Source organism: Sulfuricurvum sp. PD_MW2 (genome assembly GCF_002633015.1).
Classification (GTDB): domain Bacteria; phylum Campylobacterota; class Campylobacteria; order Campylobacterales; family Sulfurimonadaceae; genus Sulfuricurvum.
Map to the genome: position 1 here is coordinate 113,714 of NZ_NSIU01000002.1, position 17,574 is coordinate 131,287.

The window sequence follows — 17,574 nt, forward strand, 5'->3', positions numbered from 1 at the left end:
TGATAGCAACCGGAGTATTTGAGGAATCTTAAATTATTAAATGTTTTTCATCATTTGAAAACTTAACGATTATTTTAAGTTTATTTACAGAATTAGGGGTAAAAAAGTAACACATAAATATCAACTATAGATTTAAAATCGCTTTGGAACACCCAAAGCGATTTTTGATTAACGCTGGAGAAGTTGAAGAAATTCGCTGAAGATGTAACGGCTCTCTTTTGGCCCTGGACTAGATTCAGGGTGATGCTGAACAGAAAAAACATGTCCGCTGTTATAGCGCAGACCTTCAATTGTGTTGTCAAATAAATTCACGTGAGTCACTTCCGCAATTTCACGTACCGATTCAGGAACATTATAATTGTGGTTTTGTGCCGTGATTTCAACCATACCGGTTTTGACATTTTTTACCGGATGATTTCCGCCATGATGACCGAATTTAAGTTTATGGGTATCGTATCCGTGAGCGATACTAAGGAGTTGATGTCCTAAACAAATACCAAACAACGGAATTTTACGTGCGATCAATTTTTTGATCTCCTCTTGTTCCCGTTTAAGGACTAGTGGATCTCCCGGACCGTTGGAGAGGAAAACACCGTCAATCTCTTTGGCATCGTAACGCTCAATCAACTCATCCGCGCTGAACGTATTTGGAAGAACTTCGACTTCCAATCCCGCTTCGGTCAGTTCATTGAGAATATTGCGTTTTACCCCGAAATCGATTGCCGCGATACGTGCTTTCGGTGCAGGTGCATCGTTGTAACGGAAGTTAAATGGATCATAAATTCCATTTCTGTGGGTATAGGCGCTCTTTGTACTCACCTCTTCGATATAGTTGATCTCTTCGATACGCGGAGAGTTTTCCAGCATTTTTTTAAGTTCATCTTTATCAGAAACTTTTGTTGAAGCGATCATCATCATCGCCCCCTCGGTTCGGAGCATTTTAGTGATGTAGCGGGTATCAATATCACAAATACCGATAATGCCGTATTGTTCTAAAAATGTATGCAGTGCCTCTTCTGCACGAAAATTTGAATGCTCTTTTTGATATTGACGAACAATAATCCCTTTACAGTGAGCTTTTGTGCTCTCCATATCTTCGGCATTTACGCCCACGTTACCGATTTCAGGCATTGTGAACGTAACGAATTGTCCTGCGTATGACGGATCGGTAATAATCTCTTGATACCCGCTCATAGAGGTATTGAAAACGATTTCACCCACCGCCGTTGTATCGGCACCAAAACTTTTGGCACACAAATAGGTGCCGTTTTCGAGATAAATCCATGCATCGCGTAACATTATGCCATCCCCCGTCGTAGCAATTCGTCTTTGTACAATTTCTCATACACAATCTCGTATTCATCCGTACCCGGAATCAGATTGCGTTTATAACTTTTAATCTTTTGGAAGACTGCAGATTCGATTTCGCTAGAGTCGGCAATAGAACCGGTAATCGCATCATAGATGATATTTTTGATACGATTTTCACTCACATCGTAATTAATCAAATCTTCTTCATAAAGTTCATCCAAAATCTGGTGTGCAATATCGGAGTATCGATCTTCATAGGAGAGGACAACACCAAATTCCGGTGCCAATTTCTTTTTGATCATAAAGAAAAGCTGACGCTCATCGGCAAGATAAAAATCGATTTTATCTTCATTGGCATTGACGATCTCTTTGACTTTTTCTTCGAGAGCCATCTCTCGTTTGATGTTGGCGATCAACACTTTTTCAGCCTCTTTGGCGGTGCTTTCAAGCCCTTTGGTCATTGTGACCAATCCGCTGCGGCCAAGTTCGACAGCGATTCGCGTCGCGATATGGGGTACGTGTGTCAGTGAAACCTTCATTGCCAGCCCTGAGTGAAATTTTTTGCATTTTAGCCTAAAATACCTCTCAAATCGCTTAGAGAATATGGGAGTTTATTTAGTCTGCTCGGGAATCTTGCGCAATTTATCGGTAATTTCAGACCCTTTTTTCGGATCCATCTTCGCTAAAATTTGCCCTACGACTTTGCTGTTAAGGGTGCTCATAATCTCTGAGGCATCCGATGCTGACATTTGCGAAAGGATTTGTGCCGATGCGGCAGGTTTCATTTTTGCAAAGGTTTGAGAGACTTTATCCGATTTGAGCTGCTTGATTTCATCCAATACTTTTTTATTTTCATCCAGCATTTTTTTTACCGAAGCCTCTTTGGCTTTGATTTCATTCAATTTTTGATCCACTTTTTGATCTTTTCCCTGAACCATCGCCTCTTTTTTCCGTAATAAGTCTTCCGTTGCCCGTTTGAGCGAATCAAGCGACTGTTTTTGCTCATCAATGCGCTCGAGCTCTACTAAAAGTTCATTTTTGCGGTCTTCAAAGATTTTTGTACATTCATAGGATTTCGTTGCCGGAGCACCGTAGAGTGAACCAAGTATCACAAGGGGTAGTAGAGCGATTTTTTTCATAGTATCTCTTTTTTGTAGGTCATAGTACCAATCTCATCAAGCATTTTTTCCTCTTGCCTTTTGAGATGTTTTAATGCGGCGTTCATCTCTTGTACTTCCAAATATTTGAACTTTTCAAAGTCGATCATCGCCGCTTTGAACCGCTCTCGCATTTGGTGCTGCTGGTGCTGTGCACTTAAGAGAGTAAGCCGACATCTTTCTATCGTTTGGTGTTGTGCATGAATCATTGCAGTAGCTTGGGTAAATTCACCGACATTCCCATGGGTCGGCAAACTCATTTGTGAAAGTTCATCGTAGGCATGGCTTAGTTTGTCGGTAGCAGAAGAGAGAGCATTATTTGCAGCTATAAGCGAACGCTCCGCCGTGTCGAGAGCCTTCTTTTTGAGTTTAACCAAAGGCTCATAGCGCGACTTTGCCATAGCGTCTCCTCTTGATTACAAGATAATAGTATCGTTTCGATCCGGAGAAGTAGAGATCATACCGATTTTGGTTTGTGTCAACTCTTCGAGAGCACGAAGATACTCTTGCGCTGTTGCAGGAAGATCTTCAAAGCGGCGAACACCTTCGGTTTTATCCCATCCCGGGAATGTTTTATAAACCGGTTTGACATTTTCCAAATCAAGCGGCAAATAATCGATCACTTCCCCGTTCACTTCATACGCAACGCACACTTGGATTTCATCGAAACCGTCAAGTACGTCGAGTTTCATAATAGAGAGGTCATCACATCCGTTCAAACGGCTCGCATAACGGCATGCTACCGCATCAAACCATCCACATCGACGAGGACGACCTGTAGACGTTCCAAATTCATGGCCTACTTTACGAAGACGCTCACCTACTTCACCATGATCTTCCGTCGGGAAGGGACCGTTTCCGACACGGGTGCAGTATGCTTTGACAATTCCCGTTACTTTTCCGATGTCTTTTGGATTCACACCCAAACCGGTACATGCACCGGCTGAAATGGTTGATGAACTGGTTACATATGGATAGGTACCATGATCGATATCAAGCATCGTACCTTGAGCACCTTCAAGAAGAATTTTTTTGTCCTCATCCATCAATTTCCATGCCATCTGTGTTGTATTTGCCAAAAACGGAACTAATTTTTCAGCATATCCGCTTAACTCTGTAATCAACTCTTCACGACTTGGTAAAGCAATATCCAATGCCTCAAAAATGGCTTTATTTTGCTCAAAATACTCGATTACACGGGTAGAAAGCGTATGGACATCACGAAGCTCACCAAGACGAAATCCTGCACGAGCAATTTTTTCACTATAAGCCGGTCCGATACCCCGTCCTGTAGTACCGATCGCTTTTTCACCACGAAGTTTCTCTTTGGCTTGATCAATCAAGATATGGAAACCCAAAATCATGTGCGCTGATTCAGAGACAAACAAACGTCCCAAAAGGTTCTCAAACTGTTTCATCTCTTTGATCAATGCTTCAGGAGAAACAACAACACCATTACCGATGATATTGATCGCTTTTGGATTCAAAATTCCGGATGGAATCAAGTGCAAAGCATGTGTTTTACCATCAACAACAATGGTATGCCCGGCATTGTGTCCACCCTGATAACGGGCAACACAGTCGTATTTTTGGGCGAGCAAATCGACGATTTTCCCTTTCCCTTCGTCTCCCCACTGGATACCGACAATCAAATCTGCTTTCATAAATATTCCTATTTTAGTTATTGGTGTAATGCGTCAATCAACGCATCAGTGTAAATCGCAAAACCAACCGAAACGGTCTCATCACTTTTGTAGCGTCCGCCCATGGCGTACACGTCATTGTTTTCAATGACACGGAAAAACAACTCATCATAATAGAGCATTTTAGCGTAATACAGTGGTGCTATCACAACATTTGGGTATTCCAATCCGATACAAAGCTCTTTTATTTTTAACAATTCAGGCTTGAGCGCATCAGGGACGATCTTTGCTACTGCATCGACCTCATCGGCATGCTGCATATAGACCAAACGGGTTAGCCAGTCAATTTTGAGAGACAAAAGCTTCTCAATATTCACATGGCGAAAATCATCCAATGTAAGATCCAACATCTCGCTCAAAATGCGCGGAATATTGATATTTGAGATTTGTAACAGCGGAGTAATCTCCAAAACATTCAAAATCCGTGTCGCTTGCACCAGAGCAACCGATAAATTCGGCTCGTCGATAATCTCTACGCCGATTTGATACTGCTCATCCGCCGGATAGCGGTACACCGGTTGGATGTAGAACCATTTTTTGTGTTCCGTATTTCCGCCAAGGCGTTTATTGAGGATACGTACCACGTCGATCGTCGAATCTGCACGAAGGCTGATAGGATGATTTTCACTGTCGTTGACCCGAATCAATTCACGCTGATCGCAAATACTCATGTGTTGATGATACGAAAACAAAGGGGTTAAAATCTCTTCGAATCCCGCTTCATCCAAAAGGGTACTTGCTTTGGTTTCGATAAGCCGCTTGGTCTTTGCCGTTGCGGCAAAGTAGAGCTTTGAACCTTCAGGAATTTCGTGTTCAAATACCATAGGATTAGAGTCCGAAATAGACGGTATTGAATACACGGCTTGCCGTTCCGTCATACGCCCGTCGTCTGAGTTTTGCCAATGCGAGTTCTACACCGTTGATCACCCATGCAGCCTCATACACTTCGATAAGACCCATATGATTGATACGGAAAATAGAATCTTTGATGTGATCTTGTCCGCCCGCAACGTTAGAACCAAACTCTTTTTTGAGGAGGGAGCGAATCTCTTTTGCCTGAGCATCACCGATCGTTGTCATCGAATCCGCAGGATTGGTCGGATAAATAGAAAGACCGATTGCCACCATCGCTTCGCGAGTCGCTCGTGCACGGCGTGCGGTATCGGCGTAGAGTTTTTCCAGACCACCCTCAGCTTTAATTCGGTTAAGAACACTCTCCAACCCTATGATAAGTGTTGTTGCTGCTGTCCATGCCGTTGTATTTTTGCGTTGATTTTTAATCTCGGTTGCCAGATTGAAATAATACCCTTTACCGCTGCCGATTTTCTCGATAGCCGCGTTAGAAAGTCCCATGATAGCAAGCCCTGGAGGGAGCATCAACGCTTTTTGGCTTCCTGAGATCAGACAGTCGATATTGGTAACATCAATCTTCTCAACACCTACCGCGGTGATACCGTCCGCAATCACCATAATCGATGGATTATGCGCTTTGACTGCCGCTGCAATTGCTTCAACACTGTGACGCAAACCGCCCGCACTCTCACAGATTTGGATTGCAATGGCATCGATATCCGGGTTGGCATTCAACGCGGTTTGAACTTCTTCAACGCTCGCCGGAGTATCCCACTCGTGTTTAATCTCAACATTGGCAATCCCGTGTGCAACAGCGATTTTTCCAAAACGCTCACCGAATTTTCCCGAGTTGATTGAAAGAAGTTTTGAGTGAGCCAAATTGATCACGGCCCCTTCCATCGCTCCGGTTCCAGAGGATGCAAGCATCAATACCTCATCCATACCGAGAAGTTCGAATAGCAATGCGCGTGTTCGCTCAAAAATCGCTTCAAATTCCGGTGTACGGTGATGCAATGTCTCACCGGCCATAGCGATACGTACGGACTCAGGTACCGGAGTTGGTCCAGGGGTAAAAAGTAACATTCAAAAATTCCTTGAGGGAAAGTGTCATAAATCCGCGCATTTTACCCTATGTGAGGTTAGGGGAGGTTTAAGGTTAATAATCATGTGTTAGAATTCCACTAAAAAGAGTACTGATGACATTATTTGATTCGCTGATTTTGGGCGCTTTGGAAGGAGTGACCGAGTTTTTGCCCATCTCTTCGACCGGGCACCTCATCTTGGCTTCACAGCTTTTAGGATTAGAACAAACCGCTGCACATAAAGCATTTGAAGTCTCTATTCAGCTGGGGAGTATTCTCGCTGTTTTGTTTTTATACGCCAAAGACCTTATACGCGATAAATCACTATGGATCAAACTCTCAGTCGCTTTTCTTCCGACTGGAATACTCGGATTTTTATTTTACAAACATATCAAAGCCCTTTTCGGGGTCGAAACGGTGAGTATCATGCTGATCGCCGGAGGAATTGTGTTTCTGATTATCGAGTATTTTCGCCGAGATAAAGCAATCGATGAGGGAAAAGATCTCAGTGAGCTAACCATCAAAGAAGCCTTGACTATCGGCTTTTTTCAAAGCCTCTCAATGGTTCCGGGAACCAGCCGATCGGGTGCCACCCTGATTGGGGGATTGTTTATGGGGCTCAACCGCAAAAGTGCGGCGGAGTTTTCTTTCTTGCTTGCCATCCCGACGATGTTCATTGCCACCGCATACGATCTGATCAAACACCGCCATGAGCTTGTCGTGGATGATTGGTCGATGCTCATCGTCGCTTTTATCACCGCGTTTGTCTTTGCGTTTGCCACCGTCAAAGCGTTTGTTGGGTTTGTGAGCCGCCACACCTTCGTGCCGTTTGCAATTTATCGAATTATCGTCGGGGTTATTTTCTTTTATTTTGTGGCATCGCTTCCGGCGTGAGAGCGTAAAAACTTAATCTGATCGATCAAAATTTTTGCCAATTCCAACGCTTTGGAGCGATGCGACAACCCTTTTTTCACATCGTTATCCAACTCACCTAACGTGTGTTCAAAACCACTCGGAATAAAGCTTGGATCGTATCCAAAACCGTTCTCACCTCGAAGTTCGGTAATCACATCACCGTACATCCATCCGTGCACACAGCTCTCCCCTTCCCGCGAGACAATCGCAATCGCGGCGGTATAGTGAGCAGGTGAGACATTCAACCCTTTTTCTTTGAGCGCATTTACCAATTTGAGTAAATTGTCCCTATCATTCGCCCCCTCACCTGCATAGCGAGCGCTATAAATCCCTGGAGCACCGTTCAATGCATCGACACTGATACCGCTATCATCAGCAACAACAATCGCATTGTCATCTCCGAGGGCGGCATACACCGCGCGCGCTTTGATGAGCGCATTGGCTTTGAAGGTATCGCCGTCTTCAACGATTTCAAATCCCTCTATCAAATCGGTATAGGGAAATACCTCTCTATCGTGCAAAAGTTCAATAATCTCCCGAACTTTCCCTTTGTTTGATGTTGCCAAAACGATTTTCATTGTTTTCCTTACAATAGACTTTAACGTTCAACGTTTACCCGACGTTTCATCTAAGGGTGTAATATAATACTGAAAATTTTAACGTATCTAAGGTTGCACGGTGTTTAAAACGGTTCTCCCCCTCTCCGCGATTCTATCGCTCCGATTTTTTGGTCTTTTTCTCGTCCTTCCGGTTCTCTCGGCGTATGCTTTGGGTCTCGAAGGAGCCACTCCCTTACTCATCGGGATAATCGTTGGAGGATATGCTCTGACCCAAGCTATTTTTCAAGTTCCCTTTGGGATCATGAGCGATAAAATCGGTCGCAAACCGACACTGCTTCTAGGACTTGTGATTTTCTTGGTCGGTTCGATCATCTGCGCAGTAAGTACCGATATTTATATGTTGATGGCAGGAAGATTTTTACAGGGAGCCGGTGCAATCGGTGCCGTCATTCCGGCAATGATCAGTGATTTGGTCAATGAAGAATCACGCGGCAAAGCGATGGCACTTATGGGGGGAACCATTGCGATCAGTTTCGCCGCGGCGATGGCATTAGGGCCGGTTATTGCCGCCGGATTTGGATTTTCGTCACTCTTTTGGATTGCTGCCGTCTTGTCGATCCTATCCATGGTCGTCCTCTTCACCAATGTCCCGAATCCTCCGCGTATTCGTCACATCTACCATTCAACGACTACCACCAAAGATATTCTCAAAGATCCGAATCTCCTTAGTATGATTATCACCAACGGAATGCAAAAGGGGCTTATGACTGTTTCATTTGTCCTTATCCCGATCTTTTTGATCAAACCGGAATACGGATTTTTATGGGACAAAAAAGATCTCTGGCAAGCATTTATCCCCGCAATGATAATGGGGCTTTTGGCAATGGGACCAGCGGCGGTATTCGGTGAGAAATACAACAAACCGCGCGAGATTTTCCTCATCTCGATCGTACTGTTCATCGTCTCTTTCACATTGATGGGCTTTGCAACCAAAGGATGGGAATTTATCATCGGCGTAGTGAGCTTTTTCATGGCGTTTAACATGATGGAACCGTTGGTGCAATCCATGATCAGCAAATACGCAAAAGTACACCAAAAAGGTGCAGCGCTCGGTATCGCCAACGGCTTTGCCTATTTTATGACGTTTGTGGGTGGTGCAGCAGCTGGGATCGCACTCCAATACTCAAGCCGTGAAGTGTTCACTGTCGCATTGATCATCATCAGTACATTGTGGCTCTTATGGACATTTAAAATGCAAAATCCTCATCGCTATGCCCATCTTTATATTGCTGTCGATCAAGTGGATATGGAAAAATTAAACGCTTTAGAACATGAGCATATTGCAGAGTGGTTTATCAATGAAACCGAACAAATCGTTGCAGTCAAATACCGCAAAGAGTTGATCGAAGAAGAAGCGATCAAAGCTAAGATCGTCAAATAAGTTTGTTAGAGTTTTATAACTCTAACAAGTGTTCCCGCTTCCAAATTTCCATCCTCTTCACCACAGATCATGAGTCCCGCATTTCCGAGTAGATTGGTCAAAATGGCGGAGCTTCCCGTCTTTTTCCCATCAAAATCGACCCAATAGCGTCCCTCTTCAAAGGTAAGATTACAGGCAGTAAATTCACTTTTATTCGAACGTTTGGCAAACGGAACTTTTAGCGTGGCTTCGATCACTTCATACGGGTTCTCAACCCCCAACATCCGAGCTATCAGCGGTGCTGCATAGAGGATAAAGGTGACGGTCGACGAGTAAGCAAACCCCGGTAATGAGACGATAAATTTTGATCCTCTCTGAGCTACCATGACGTGCTGCCCCGGCTTGATATTCACCCCTTTGAAGATCACTTCGGCACCGAGGCGCGGGACGATATGTTTGACAAAATCGTAATCGCCTACACTCACCCCCCCTGTACTCACAACGATGTCACAGGAACTAATCGCCTCTTCGAAACGCTCCATAATGGCCGTTTTGTCATCTCCGACGATCCCCATCTGAACACTTTCGCCGCCGAGCGCATCGACAAGCGCTTGGAGGGTATAGCTGTTAGAACTGCGAATCTGTCCCGCGTGGCGTGACTCTTCTCCGATATCGAGTATTTCACTTCCGGTGGCAATAACAGCAACACGAGGACGTAGTGCGACACGAATCATGACACGGTTGATCCCCGCCAATACACCGATTTCGGCAAAGCCAATCTTGGTTCCGCGAGGAATTAATACTTCCCCTTTGCGATAGCTTTCACCTACAGGACGAACAGCGAATCCATGAGGAACCGATTTCTCAATCACAATCTCGGATCCTTCGACACGTACATTTTCGATCGGAATCAATGTATCCGATCCCTGAGGCATACGCGATCCCGTAAAAGTTTTGATACACGCACCGCTCATCACACCGCCGATCTCATCGGCACCGGCAGGATTGTCTCCCAAAATTTCAAAAGAATCAAACTCACCTTGATCTCGATGGAGAATAGCATAGCCATCCATTGCAGAGGTAGGATGACTAGGATAGTCACTATCGGCAATGATATCTTCCGCTAAAATTCGCCCCAATGCAGATGAGAGAAAAATCCGCTCACTTCGCAATCCTCCGACACTAAGCAGACTAATCATGTTCTGAGAGGTCTCATAGGAAATCATCGTTTTGCTCCCAAGATTCCTGCACCGCTTATCGCAGTCGAACGATCACGTGCATAGAGACGTTCACCATGTCTGAGATCATATTTCCAAATCGGAGCAGATGCTTTGAAATCCTCGACAAATTTTTCAATCGTCTCCAATGCCACACGTCGCTTCGGAGAAAATACTGCCGCAATGTACGAGCTTTCATGAACCAATACATCGCCCCGACTATGAGCCATTTTGAGTTTCGCACCAAGAGATTCCGCTTTTGCCTGCCATGTTTCAAACCATCCATTCAAAATTGGTTCATACACATCAAAACTAAGCCCCTCGATACCATCTTCTTCACGTACCGTTCCGATAAAAGGGATATACGCACCGTAGTTATATTCCGCTTCCTCAGCATACCATCGGGTTATAATCTCAGGAACATTCAATGCTCCCTCATAAAGCTCCAACATACTCAACCGCCGCATACCGGAGGAAGAAGGGATACTTTATCTCCGTCTTTCAAAGGTGTATCGAGAGTTGATACGAGCATATCATTCACCGCAACCGCACAGTTGTCTAACCATTGTGCCATTTCATTGTCTTCTTTGAGTGCTTCTGCTACATCATGCAAAGATGCAGCGTCCAATGAGAGCGTAGCCTTTTGTATCGGTCCTAAAAATTCGACTGTCACCATAATTATTCCCCTTTTTGGGTAGTTAAATTGGATAAATTATAGCAAATCAGAACTAACAGTCCCTTGTCAGGGATCAATTAGTATAATTGCACTATATTTTAACGCCAAAGGAATTCATCCCTTTGGCTACGCTAGCCGCGAAGGCGCTAAAGCTTGCCTCTATAGAGGCAGAAGTTTATAGAGGAAAGAGTGTGATTTTCGGAAAAATTGATTTTATAAACCTTTTGCCGTTTCACGTCTTTATCAAGCGTTACGCCCGAAGCACCCGATTTTATCAGAGCCTTCATTATCATAAAGGGGTACCCTCAGCCCTCAACCGTGAATTTGCCATGCGACGTATCGATGCGGCATTCATCTCCAGCATCACCGCCAAAAATTGCCGCCATGCAGGTGTCGGAATCGTCGCACAGCGTGAAGTGCTCAGTGTCCTATCTCTTCCTAATGCCGACAAAGCAGATGCCGATTCCGCAACCTCCAATCTCCTTGCTCAAATTCTCAATGTCCATGGAGAAGTCCTGATCGGAGATAAAGCGTTACGCTACTATTACAGTGGAGGAGAGCATACCGATTTGGGGGCACTTTGGCATCAAAAAACCGCACTCCCCTTTGTCTTTGCCCTCCTATGCACTCATAATCACACCGATGAGCTTCGTCGCCTCAGCCGCGCATTTGTGGCTAAAAAAATCAAAATCCCTTATTACATGCTGATGGAAGCGTCTCGTAAAAGCAATCTCACCCCTGCTCAAATCATCCATTATCTAAAGTTTATCAGCTACAAAGTGGGAGAAAAAGAAGCAAGAGGGTATAAAAAATTTGTCCATGAAGCGAAAAAAAGAGGGCTAAATCCCCCTCTAAGTTCGATACGCTACTCTTAAATCAGCAGTGCTGATAGAGTGCCGCACCAAAATAAAATCCCCCTCCAAAGCCTACAATCATCCCATAATCACCAATCTTCCCTTTTCCATGTTTGAAATGTTGTTCCAACACGATGAAATTACTTGGGGTACTGATATTCCCGTATTCCCTAAACATCTTTTTTGATAATTCCACTTGCTCTGCGCTGAGCCCAAGTATCTCTGGGTCCATAAAACTCTCCACTACCGGTAAACCACCTTGATGTAATGACCACTCTAAGATCTCTTCAACTTTGAGACCATTTTTCACTAACATGGGTTTGATAATCTTATTGCTGACAAGCTGGGGCATCACATCTTTTACCCCATCACCGGTAAAAAAATACCCATCATCCATTTTGATAACATCTCCATACTGAAAGCCTAAATGAACGTCAATAATTTTTAATTTTTTCTCAAAACCGGCCGCTTTTTTTTCACTCGCAATCAATACACCAGCACCACCGTCTCCAAAAAGCATATGTGTACGCAATGAAGCTTTAAAATTAACATCATCTTCATCATGTATCGGTTTAAAAGCATACGAGGATTGCTCAAAAGCGACAACAGAAGCCAGAACATCATTCTTTTGACAAAAATCAACCGCATTTTGAATAGAAAAAATACCCGATGCACATCCATAGTTAGCAATTTCTTGAGGAGGTATTTCTAAATCCAAGCCACACGCATGTGCAATTTGACACGAAAGATTTGGAATAGCAATTTCATGAGAACTGGTATTATAAGAGACAGAAAGAAATTCAATCGGAAAGTTGCTCTGCTTAGAAATATCGTGAATAATATTTTTCGCCCAGACAACTGGAGAATCATCCAACGCAACAACTTTTTTTGGAAACTGTTCCAAATCAATACTAATGGCGCGATTTTTAATTTGAGTATTCACACCGAGTCGTGTTGCAAGTTTATTGACTCGATCGGAAGCAAATTTTTTATTATAAAGCTTATCGATAACATGAACCGTATCGTACAGTTTTGGAAATATGGACTTAACACCTACTATAAAAACATCTTTTTTCATCTACACCTCTTTATTTGTGCAATCTAACCTAGATTGTCGCGAGATTGTAGCAAAAAAAGATATTTTGTTAAATTATATTATTTCTCAAGCAGTGCATTAATCCGTTCAAGTGTTTCATTTACGCCTATAATCGCCATTACCGTATCCAATCCCGGACCTGAGAGTTTACCCATTAAAGCGATACGGAGCGGTTGACCGATTTTCCCAAAGCCGATTTCCAATGTGGAAACCACTTCATCCATTACATGATGATAATCACTCGGCAAATGGAGTTCCTGAGCTTTTTTCAATGCTTCGGCAAAGGCTTTCAGGATCATCGGAGATTCTTCTTTATAACCTTTTTTAAGTGCAGCTTCATCAAATTCTGTCGGACGAACTAAAATTTCATTGATCTGATTGGCCATCTCTACCAATGTTTTTGAACGTTCTTTGAGTGCGTCAAGAAGAATTTCACGTTTATCATGGCTAACAAGCATAACACCGTGAAACTCCAATAATTCACACAACTTGTCATTCGAGGTATTTTTGATATAGTGGGCATTGAGCCAATCAAGTTTTTCAACATTGTAGACCGATGCCGAGCGGTTGATGTCATTCGGGTCAAAAAGATCCAACATCTCTTTCATCGAAAAAATCTCCTGATCTCCATGACTCCATCCCAAACGGACCAAGAAATTGAGTAGTGCTTCAGGGGTGTATCCAAGCGTTTTGTATGCCATTACATCGGTAGCACCGTCACGTTTTGAGAGCTTTTTCCCCTCATGATTGTGGATCATCGGAACGTGGAAAAAACGGGGTACCGGAAATCCAAGTGCTTCATAAACCACAATCTGCTTTGGAGTATTGGAGAGGTGATCGTCTCCGCGGATAACATCCGTTACTCCCATGAGCGCATCATCGACCGCTACAACAAAGTTATAGGTTGGTGTCCCATCAGCACGAGCAATGATAAAATCATCCAAAATATCCTCGACGTTGAATACAACATCCCCTTTAACACCATCATGAACCGTGATCGAACCGCTTAGCGGCGATTTGATACGGATAACCGCTTCTCGGCCTTCCGGAGGAGTCCCATTGAAATCACGATAACGGTTGTCGTATTTCGGGCGCTCTTTACGTGCACTCTGCTCTTCACGCAGCGCTTCAAGCTCTTCTTTGGACATATAGCATTTATAGGCTTTGCCGCTATCAAGAAGCTTTTGAGCATACTCTTGATAAATTGACAAACGGCTTGATTGATACTCGATTGTCCCATCATGTTCCAATCCAACCCATTTGAACGCTTCGACGATCGCGCGGGCCGCTGCTTCATCGTTACGGCTAAAATCGGTATCTTCAATACGGAGAAGAAATTTCCCGTTATTGCGGCGCGCCCACAAATAACTCAGTAAAGCGGTACGCAATCCGCCGATATGTAAATACCCTGTCGGGCTTGGTGCAAATCTGGTAACTATCATCGGTTAATCCTTTGTGGATACAATGTCGGAATTTTAGTTAAGGCTTTGTTAAAAGCGGGTAAAATAGGAAACTTTTGCTTAGGAGCATCTATGCGTTCAATCACCCTTTCGGCTTTATTGGCTACTTTTTTGTGGAGTGCCCCTATCGGCGGTGTCGCAGTACTCGTCAAAAACTCTCCTATCACGTTGTATGAAGTACAGCAAGAGATGAAACAAAGCGGAACCAGCGCCAACCAAAGTGCCGACAATCTCATCCGTAAAAAACTTGAACAGCTCGAAGCCTCAGAAAAAAAGATTACGGTGAGTTCGAGTGAAATCAACGAAGAATTAGCACGCATGGCTACCCAAAACAACCTCTCGCAAGAGCAGTTTTTAAACGCGATGCAAACCGTGCGTGGATTGAGTGAAAAAGAGCTTCGTGCCAAAATCGAAGAGAGTATCAAAGGTCAAAAGCTCTACAGCGCAATCGCATTCTCAAAAATGAGCCAACCTACCGCTGAAGAAGAGAACGAATACTATCAACTCCATTTGGATGACTTTTCACGCCCTGAAAGCTTTGAAGTGACGACGTACGTATCTCCATCACAAGAAGCGCTAGCCGCGAAAATTGCTGATCCTATGCGCCATATTGAATCCATCGGCAGTAAAGATGAAAGCATCCCGTACGGTAAAATCAACCCTCAATTGGCTCAAATCCTCAATAAAATCCCAAACGGGAGTTTCGGGCCTATTTTGCCCAACGGTAAAAATGGTTTTATGAGCTTTTATATGCGGGATAAAACGAACGTTGTGACCGAAAACGTCGATGCGGTACGCCCTCAGATCGATAATATGATCACAGGAGAGAAACGCAATCAAGTGTTGAATGATTATTTCACACGTCTTCGTTTAAGTGCAGAGATTAAAATTCTACGTCTTCCATAAAGCAGTGGCTACAAAGCCACCATCTCGTTGAGAATATCAAACAATTCCACGCTCGCTTTTTCTGCGTTTTCAAAACACGCCGCAATCGCTTTTGCATGACGAATCGGATCCTCTTTTAAGAGCTGAACCGCTTTTTTGACCTCTTCGTGTACTTTTTTATGCGGCTCTAACATTCTCGCGTATGCCGGACTCGAAGAGAATACGTTTTTACCGTCTCCGCTTTCATACCATTTACCGAGCGCACATCCATGATGATCACTGAACTCATGGGTAATTTTCCCTTCAAAACCTGCTGCATAGGCATTGTTTTTGAAAATCATATGATCAATTTTTGCCATGTTGGTAAAAATCTCGTAACTGATCGATTGGCTGTCTTCTTTAATCCGCTCAACATTGAGGATTAATTTCGCCATTACGGTTTTAAATTGATCCAGTTTTTGAGCCGAATCGATAGCATATTCCTCAACACGCTCACTATTTTCCAACATTCCCATGGAATTTTGCTTGAGTACGCTGATATTGGCTTCTACCTCACTTGTCGCTTTTTGGGTCCGTTCCGCTAATTTTCGTACTTCATCCGCAACGACGGCAAATCCTCGTCCATGTTCCCCGGCACGCGCTGCTTCAATCGCCGCATTCAGCGCAAGCAAATTGGTCTGATCTGAGATATCTTTAATCAACGTAATCACATTCGAGATTTCACTGACGTTATGGTTTAACTGTTCCGAATTCTCTCGTGAATCATTAATCATTTCCGTAATCTTGGACATAGTTGCCATAATCTCATCCGTTTGCTCACTCACCGTATCGACAACATGCCCGGTATCATAATTGAGTGTATTAACCTCACGTAAATTTTCTATACTGCTTCCAAGTGAACTGCGCAGATTCCCGGCATTATGAATTGACCCTTGAATCATCTGATTTGCCAACGTCAATGACATCTCATTTTTTGCCACCTGCTCTTCGGATTTCGCTTTGGCATGGAGTGCTTCATTTGCACGTTCTTCGGCAATTTTTGCGATATGTTCAACTTTTTCGATAAAAATATTAAAACTTTGAGCCGCCTTTCCTATTTCATCATTCGACGTTACTCTCAAACGTTTACTCATATCGGCATCACCGCTTGCCAATTCCTGCGCAATCGAATCCAAATTTTGGATTGGATCGGTTACAGCTCTGCGAACAATGATAATCAACAATACTAGAATAATGGCATCCATCACCGTCATAATAATCACTTGACGCAATAATGAATTTTCAGATTGATTGACAAGGGTTTCGACAGCGTCAAGCTTTTTAGCCGCAAAAGCGTACCCAACCTCTTCTCCGGAAAAATCTTTGAGTACAATCGGTTCTACATAATAATTATTCGTTGTAAACGGACCTTTTTTAGGATCAAAATCACTTTTGCTCAACTCATCAAAGAACTTCTTATCAATCGCGTCTTCTTTAACTGCCAATGTATATTCATTGCCTATTTTAGGAGCGTCTTTTATCTCTTTGGCCGTGTCTAAATAACGGTTATTCAGCCCGATAACTACGTCTGAATCAAAGTTTTTACGCATATCCTTAATTACGGAGTTAAGTCCTTGCATAAACTCCACAGAACCCGCGTATTCTCCCCCTGAGATAATCGGGGCAATGCCTCTTAACTCTAATCCAGCTACCCCTACTTCTATCGCGACCAAAGGTTTTTTCGTCTCTTTCACTGCCAAAATGGATTTTCGAAATCCACTCAGATCATCTCCGAATTTTTCCGGTTTCCATACCCGCAAAAAGCTATGAACATCTTTATCATGAACATGAATTTTGATATTCCCGAATTTAGTATTCTCTTTGAATTCACTTGAAAGAGATTTAAGGCTTTTTAACATCCCTTCTCGATCACCGCTGACCAGTCCATTAACTACAGCACTGTTCTTAGAAATATTGATAGCGTTGGTAATGCCGACACTGTTTTTAGCTTCAATCGCTTCTTTAAAAACCGTTGTCATCTCTTTTGACTGATCAGCATAAATATCCTCACGAATCTGCTCACCCGAGATGATGTAATTGATCAATACCACAATAAATCCAATAATAATCGATGCTATTAACGGTATATGTACTTTTTGCGCGATACTCAAATTGCTCATAAATCTCCTTGCCTTATATCTATCTTAAGATATTATAGAAATATTATAATATTGTAATACTGTAAAATTTATGTAAAAGATAAAAAAAAAACAGAAAAATGTGAGAAAATATGATTTTGATTACAAAAAGAATCAAACAAAAGGTAGTCCCTTATACACATCTTCTAACACAAAACTTAGACTACAAACTTCAATACCATTCTCTCCCAAACCTAAATATTTTCTTA

The 17,574-nt window shown here is 43.1% G+C and carries 18 protein-coding genes; 4 read left to right on the plus strand and 14 right to left on the minus strand.

The window, feature by feature from the left end; all coding sequences use genetic code 11:
- Window positions 1-168: 168 nt before the first annotated feature.
- The 7 genes from carA to CJD30_RS02505 all read right to left on the minus strand — a co-directional run bounded on the left by carA (window position 169) and on the right by CJD30_RS02505 (window position 6,106).
- Window positions 169-1,299, minus strand: a complete 1,131-nt coding sequence (gene carA / locus CJD30_RS02475) for a glutamine-hydrolyzing carbamoyl-phosphate synthase small subunit (RefSeq protein WP_294915969.1) — start codon at window positions 1,297-1,299, stop codon at window positions 169-171.
- Window positions 1,299-1,850, minus strand: a complete 552-nt coding sequence (locus CJD30_RS02480; RefSeq protein WP_294915971.1) for a DUF507 family protein — start codon at window positions 1,848-1,850, stop codon at window positions 1,299-1,301. The genes carA and CJD30_RS02480 overlap by 1 nt, the downstream gene beginning before the upstream one ends.
- 72 nt (window positions 1,851-1,922) lie before the next feature.
- Complete coding sequence (locus tag CJD30_RS02485) at window positions 1,923-2,450, minus strand: PDP protein (RefSeq protein ID WP_294915973.1); 528 nt, start codon at window positions 2,448-2,450, stop codon at window positions 1,923-1,925.
- Entirely contained in the window at window positions 2,447-2,869 is a 423-nt protein-coding gene (locus tag CJD30_RS02490; protein WP_294915975.1) for a flagellar export protein FliJ, read from the minus strand. Before CJD30_RS02490 ends, CJD30_RS02485 begins: the two co-directional genes overlap by 4 nt.
- Before the next feature lie 15 nt (window positions 2,870-2,884).
- Complete coding sequence (locus CJD30_RS02495; RefSeq protein WP_294915977.1) at window positions 2,885-4,132, minus strand: adenylosuccinate synthase; 1,248 nt, start codon at window positions 4,130-4,132, stop codon at window positions 2,885-2,887.
- Between the two features lie 17 nt (window positions 4,133-4,149).
- Window positions 4,150-4,995, minus strand: coding sequence for an ATP phosphoribosyltransferase regulatory subunit (locus CJD30_RS02500; protein WP_294915979.1), 846 nt, complete (start codon window positions 4,993-4,995; stop codon window positions 4,150-4,152).
- 4 nt (window positions 4,996-4,999) lie between these two features.
- Window positions 5,000-6,106 carry an aminotransferase class V-fold PLP-dependent enzyme gene (locus CJD30_RS02505; protein ID WP_294915981.1) on the minus strand — a complete coding sequence of 369 codons (1,107 nt, stop codon included), beginning with the start codon at window positions 6,104-6,106 and terminating at the stop codon, window positions 5,000-5,002.
- Window positions 6,107-6,219: 113 nt separating this feature from the next.
- On the opposite strand from CJD30_RS02505, the gene CJD30_RS02510 reads away from it, so the two are divergent.
- The gene (locus CJD30_RS02510) at window positions 6,220-6,999 is read left to right on the plus strand and encodes an undecaprenyl-diphosphate phosphatase (RefSeq protein ID WP_294915983.1); all 780 of its coding nucleotides are present in this window, start codon (window positions 6,220-6,222) and stop codon (window positions 6,997-6,999) included.
- On the opposite strand, the gene rdgB is transcribed toward CJD30_RS02510, so the two are convergent.
- Window positions 6,972-7,598: an RdgB/HAM1 family non-canonical purine NTP pyrophosphatase gene (gene rdgB / locus CJD30_RS02515; RefSeq protein ID WP_294915985.1), complete on the minus strand. Its 627-nt coding sequence runs from the start codon at window positions 7,596-7,598 to the stop codon at window positions 6,972-6,974. The genes CJD30_RS02510 and rdgB overlap by 28 nt on opposite strands.
- Before the next feature lie 100 nt (window positions 7,599-7,698).
- On the opposite strand from rdgB, the gene CJD30_RS02520 reads away from it, so the two are divergent.
- The gene (locus CJD30_RS02520; protein WP_294915987.1) at window positions 7,699-9,021 is read left to right on the plus strand and encodes an MFS transporter; all 1,323 of its coding nucleotides are present in this window, start codon (window positions 7,699-7,701) and stop codon (window positions 9,019-9,021) included.
- A 5-nt stretch (window positions 9,022-9,026) separates the two neighbouring features.
- On the opposite strand, the gene CJD30_RS02525 is transcribed toward CJD30_RS02520, so the two are convergent.
- From CJD30_RS02525 to CJD30_RS02535, 3 genes are read right to left on the minus strand one after another with little or no spacing between them, the layout of a single operon-like run.
- A complete protein-coding gene (locus tag CJD30_RS02525) occupies window positions 9,027-10,226 on the minus strand; it encodes a molybdopterin molybdotransferase MoeA (RefSeq protein WP_294915989.1) in 1,200 nt (399 codons plus the stop codon).
- Window positions 10,223-10,669 carry a molybdenum cofactor biosynthesis protein MoaE gene (locus CJD30_RS02530; protein WP_294915991.1) on the minus strand — a complete coding sequence of 149 codons (447 nt, stop codon included), beginning with the start codon at window positions 10,667-10,669 and terminating at the stop codon, window positions 10,223-10,225. Before CJD30_RS02530 ends, CJD30_RS02525 begins: the two co-directional genes overlap by 4 nt.
- Window positions 10,670-10,671: 2 nt before the next feature.
- Entirely contained in the window at window positions 10,672-10,893 is a 222-nt protein-coding gene (locus tag CJD30_RS02535) for a MoaD/ThiS family protein (RefSeq protein ID WP_294915993.1), read from the minus strand.
- Window positions 10,894-11,015: 122 nt separating this feature from the next.
- On the opposite strand from CJD30_RS02535, the gene CJD30_RS02540 reads away from it, so the two are divergent.
- Complete coding sequence (locus CJD30_RS02540) at window positions 11,016-11,768, plus strand: MqnA/MqnD/SBP family protein (protein ID WP_294915995.1); 753 nt, start codon at window positions 11,016-11,018, stop codon at window positions 11,766-11,768.
- 1 nt (window position 11,769) lies between these two features.
- On the opposite strand, the gene CJD30_RS02545 is transcribed toward CJD30_RS02540, so the two are convergent.
- Entirely contained in the window at window positions 11,770-12,825 is a 1,056-nt protein-coding gene (locus CJD30_RS02545) for a 3-oxoacyl-[acyl-carrier-protein] synthase III C-terminal domain-containing protein (RefSeq protein WP_294915997.1), read from the minus strand.
- 77 nt (window positions 12,826-12,902) lie between these two features.
- Window positions 12,903-14,285 carry a glutamate--tRNA ligase gene (gene gltX, locus CJD30_RS02550; RefSeq protein ID WP_294915999.1) on the minus strand — a complete coding sequence of 461 codons (1,383 nt, stop codon included), beginning with the start codon at window positions 14,283-14,285 and terminating at the stop codon, window positions 12,903-12,905.
- Between the two features lie 90 nt (window positions 14,286-14,375).
- On the opposite strand from gltX, the gene CJD30_RS02555 reads away from it, so the two are divergent.
- On the plus strand, window positions 14,376-15,209 hold the full coding sequence (locus CJD30_RS02555; RefSeq protein WP_294916001.1) for a peptidylprolyl isomerase: 834 nt from the start codon (window positions 14,376-14,378) through the stop codon (window positions 15,207-15,209).
- A gap of 8 nt (window positions 15,210-15,217) precedes the next feature.
- Here CJD30_RS02555 and CJD30_RS02560 read toward each other — a convergent pair whose 3' ends face one another.
- Window positions 15,218-17,347, minus strand: coding sequence for a methyl-accepting chemotaxis protein (locus CJD30_RS02560; RefSeq protein ID WP_294916003.1), 2,130 nt, complete (start codon window positions 17,345-17,347; stop codon window positions 15,218-15,220).
- Window positions 17,348-17,574 lie beyond the last annotated feature (227 nt).

Excerpts from the sequence above, each read along its gene's own strand:
- CJD30_RS02560 (WP_294916003.1), bottom strand. The coding sequence starts at position 17,347 with ATGAGCAATTTGAGTATCGCGCAAAAAGTACATATACCGTTAATAGCA.
- CJD30_RS02525 (WP_294915989.1), bottom strand. The coding sequence starts at position 10,226 with ATGATTTCCTATGAGACCTCTCAGAACATGATTAGTCTGCTTAGTGTC.
- CJD30_RS02555 (WP_294916001.1), top strand. The coding sequence starts at position 14,376 with ATGCGTTCAATCACCCTTTCGGCTTTATTGGCTACTTTTTTGTGGAGT.
- CJD30_RS02545 (WP_294915997.1), bottom strand. The coding sequence starts at position 12,825 with ATGAAAAAAGATGTTTTTATAGTAGGTGTTAAGTCCATATTTCCAAAA.
- CJD30_RS02485 (WP_294915973.1), bottom strand. The coding sequence starts at position 2,450 with ATGAAAAAAATCGCTCTACTACCCCTTGTGATACTTGGTTCACTCTAC.
- CJD30_RS02495 (WP_294915977.1), bottom strand. The coding sequence starts at position 4,132 with ATGAAAGCAGATTTGATTGTCGGTATCCAGTGGGGAGACGAAGGGAAA.
- CJD30_RS02500 (WP_294915979.1), bottom strand. The coding sequence starts at position 4,995 with ATGGTATTTGAACACGAAATTCCTGAAGGTTCAAAGCTCTACTTTGCC.
- CJD30_RS02505 (WP_294915981.1), bottom strand. The coding sequence starts at position 6,106 with ATGTTACTTTTTACCCCTGGACCAACTCCGGTACCTGAGTCCGTACGT.
- rdgB (WP_294915985.1), bottom strand. The coding sequence starts at position 7,598 with ATGAAAATCGTTTTGGCAACATCAAACAAAGGGAAAGTTCGGGAGATT.
- CJD30_RS02490 (WP_294915975.1), bottom strand. The coding sequence starts at position 2,869 with ATGGCAAAGTCGCGCTATGAGCCTTTGGTTAAACTCAAAAAGAAGGCT.
- CJD30_RS02480 (WP_294915971.1), bottom strand. The coding sequence starts at position 1,850 with ATGAAGGTTTCACTGACACACGTACCCCATATCGCGACGCGAATCGCT.
- CJD30_RS02535 (WP_294915993.1), bottom strand. The coding sequence starts at position 10,893 with ATGGTGACAGTCGAATTTTTAGGACCGATACAAAAGGCTACGCTCTCA.
- carA (WP_294915969.1), bottom strand. The coding sequence starts at position 1,299 with ATGTTACGCGATGCATGGATTTATCTCGAAAACGGCACCTATTTGTGT.
- CJD30_RS02530 (WP_294915991.1), bottom strand. The coding sequence starts at position 10,669 with ATGTTGGAGCTTTATGAGGGAGCATTGAATGTTCCTGAGATTATAACC.
- gltX (WP_294915999.1), bottom strand. The coding sequence starts at position 14,285 with ATGATAGTTACCAGATTTGCACCAAGCCCGACAGGGTATTTACATATC.
- CJD30_RS02510 (WP_294915983.1), top strand. The coding sequence starts at position 6,220 with ATGACATTATTTGATTCGCTGATTTTGGGCGCTTTGGAAGGAGTGACC.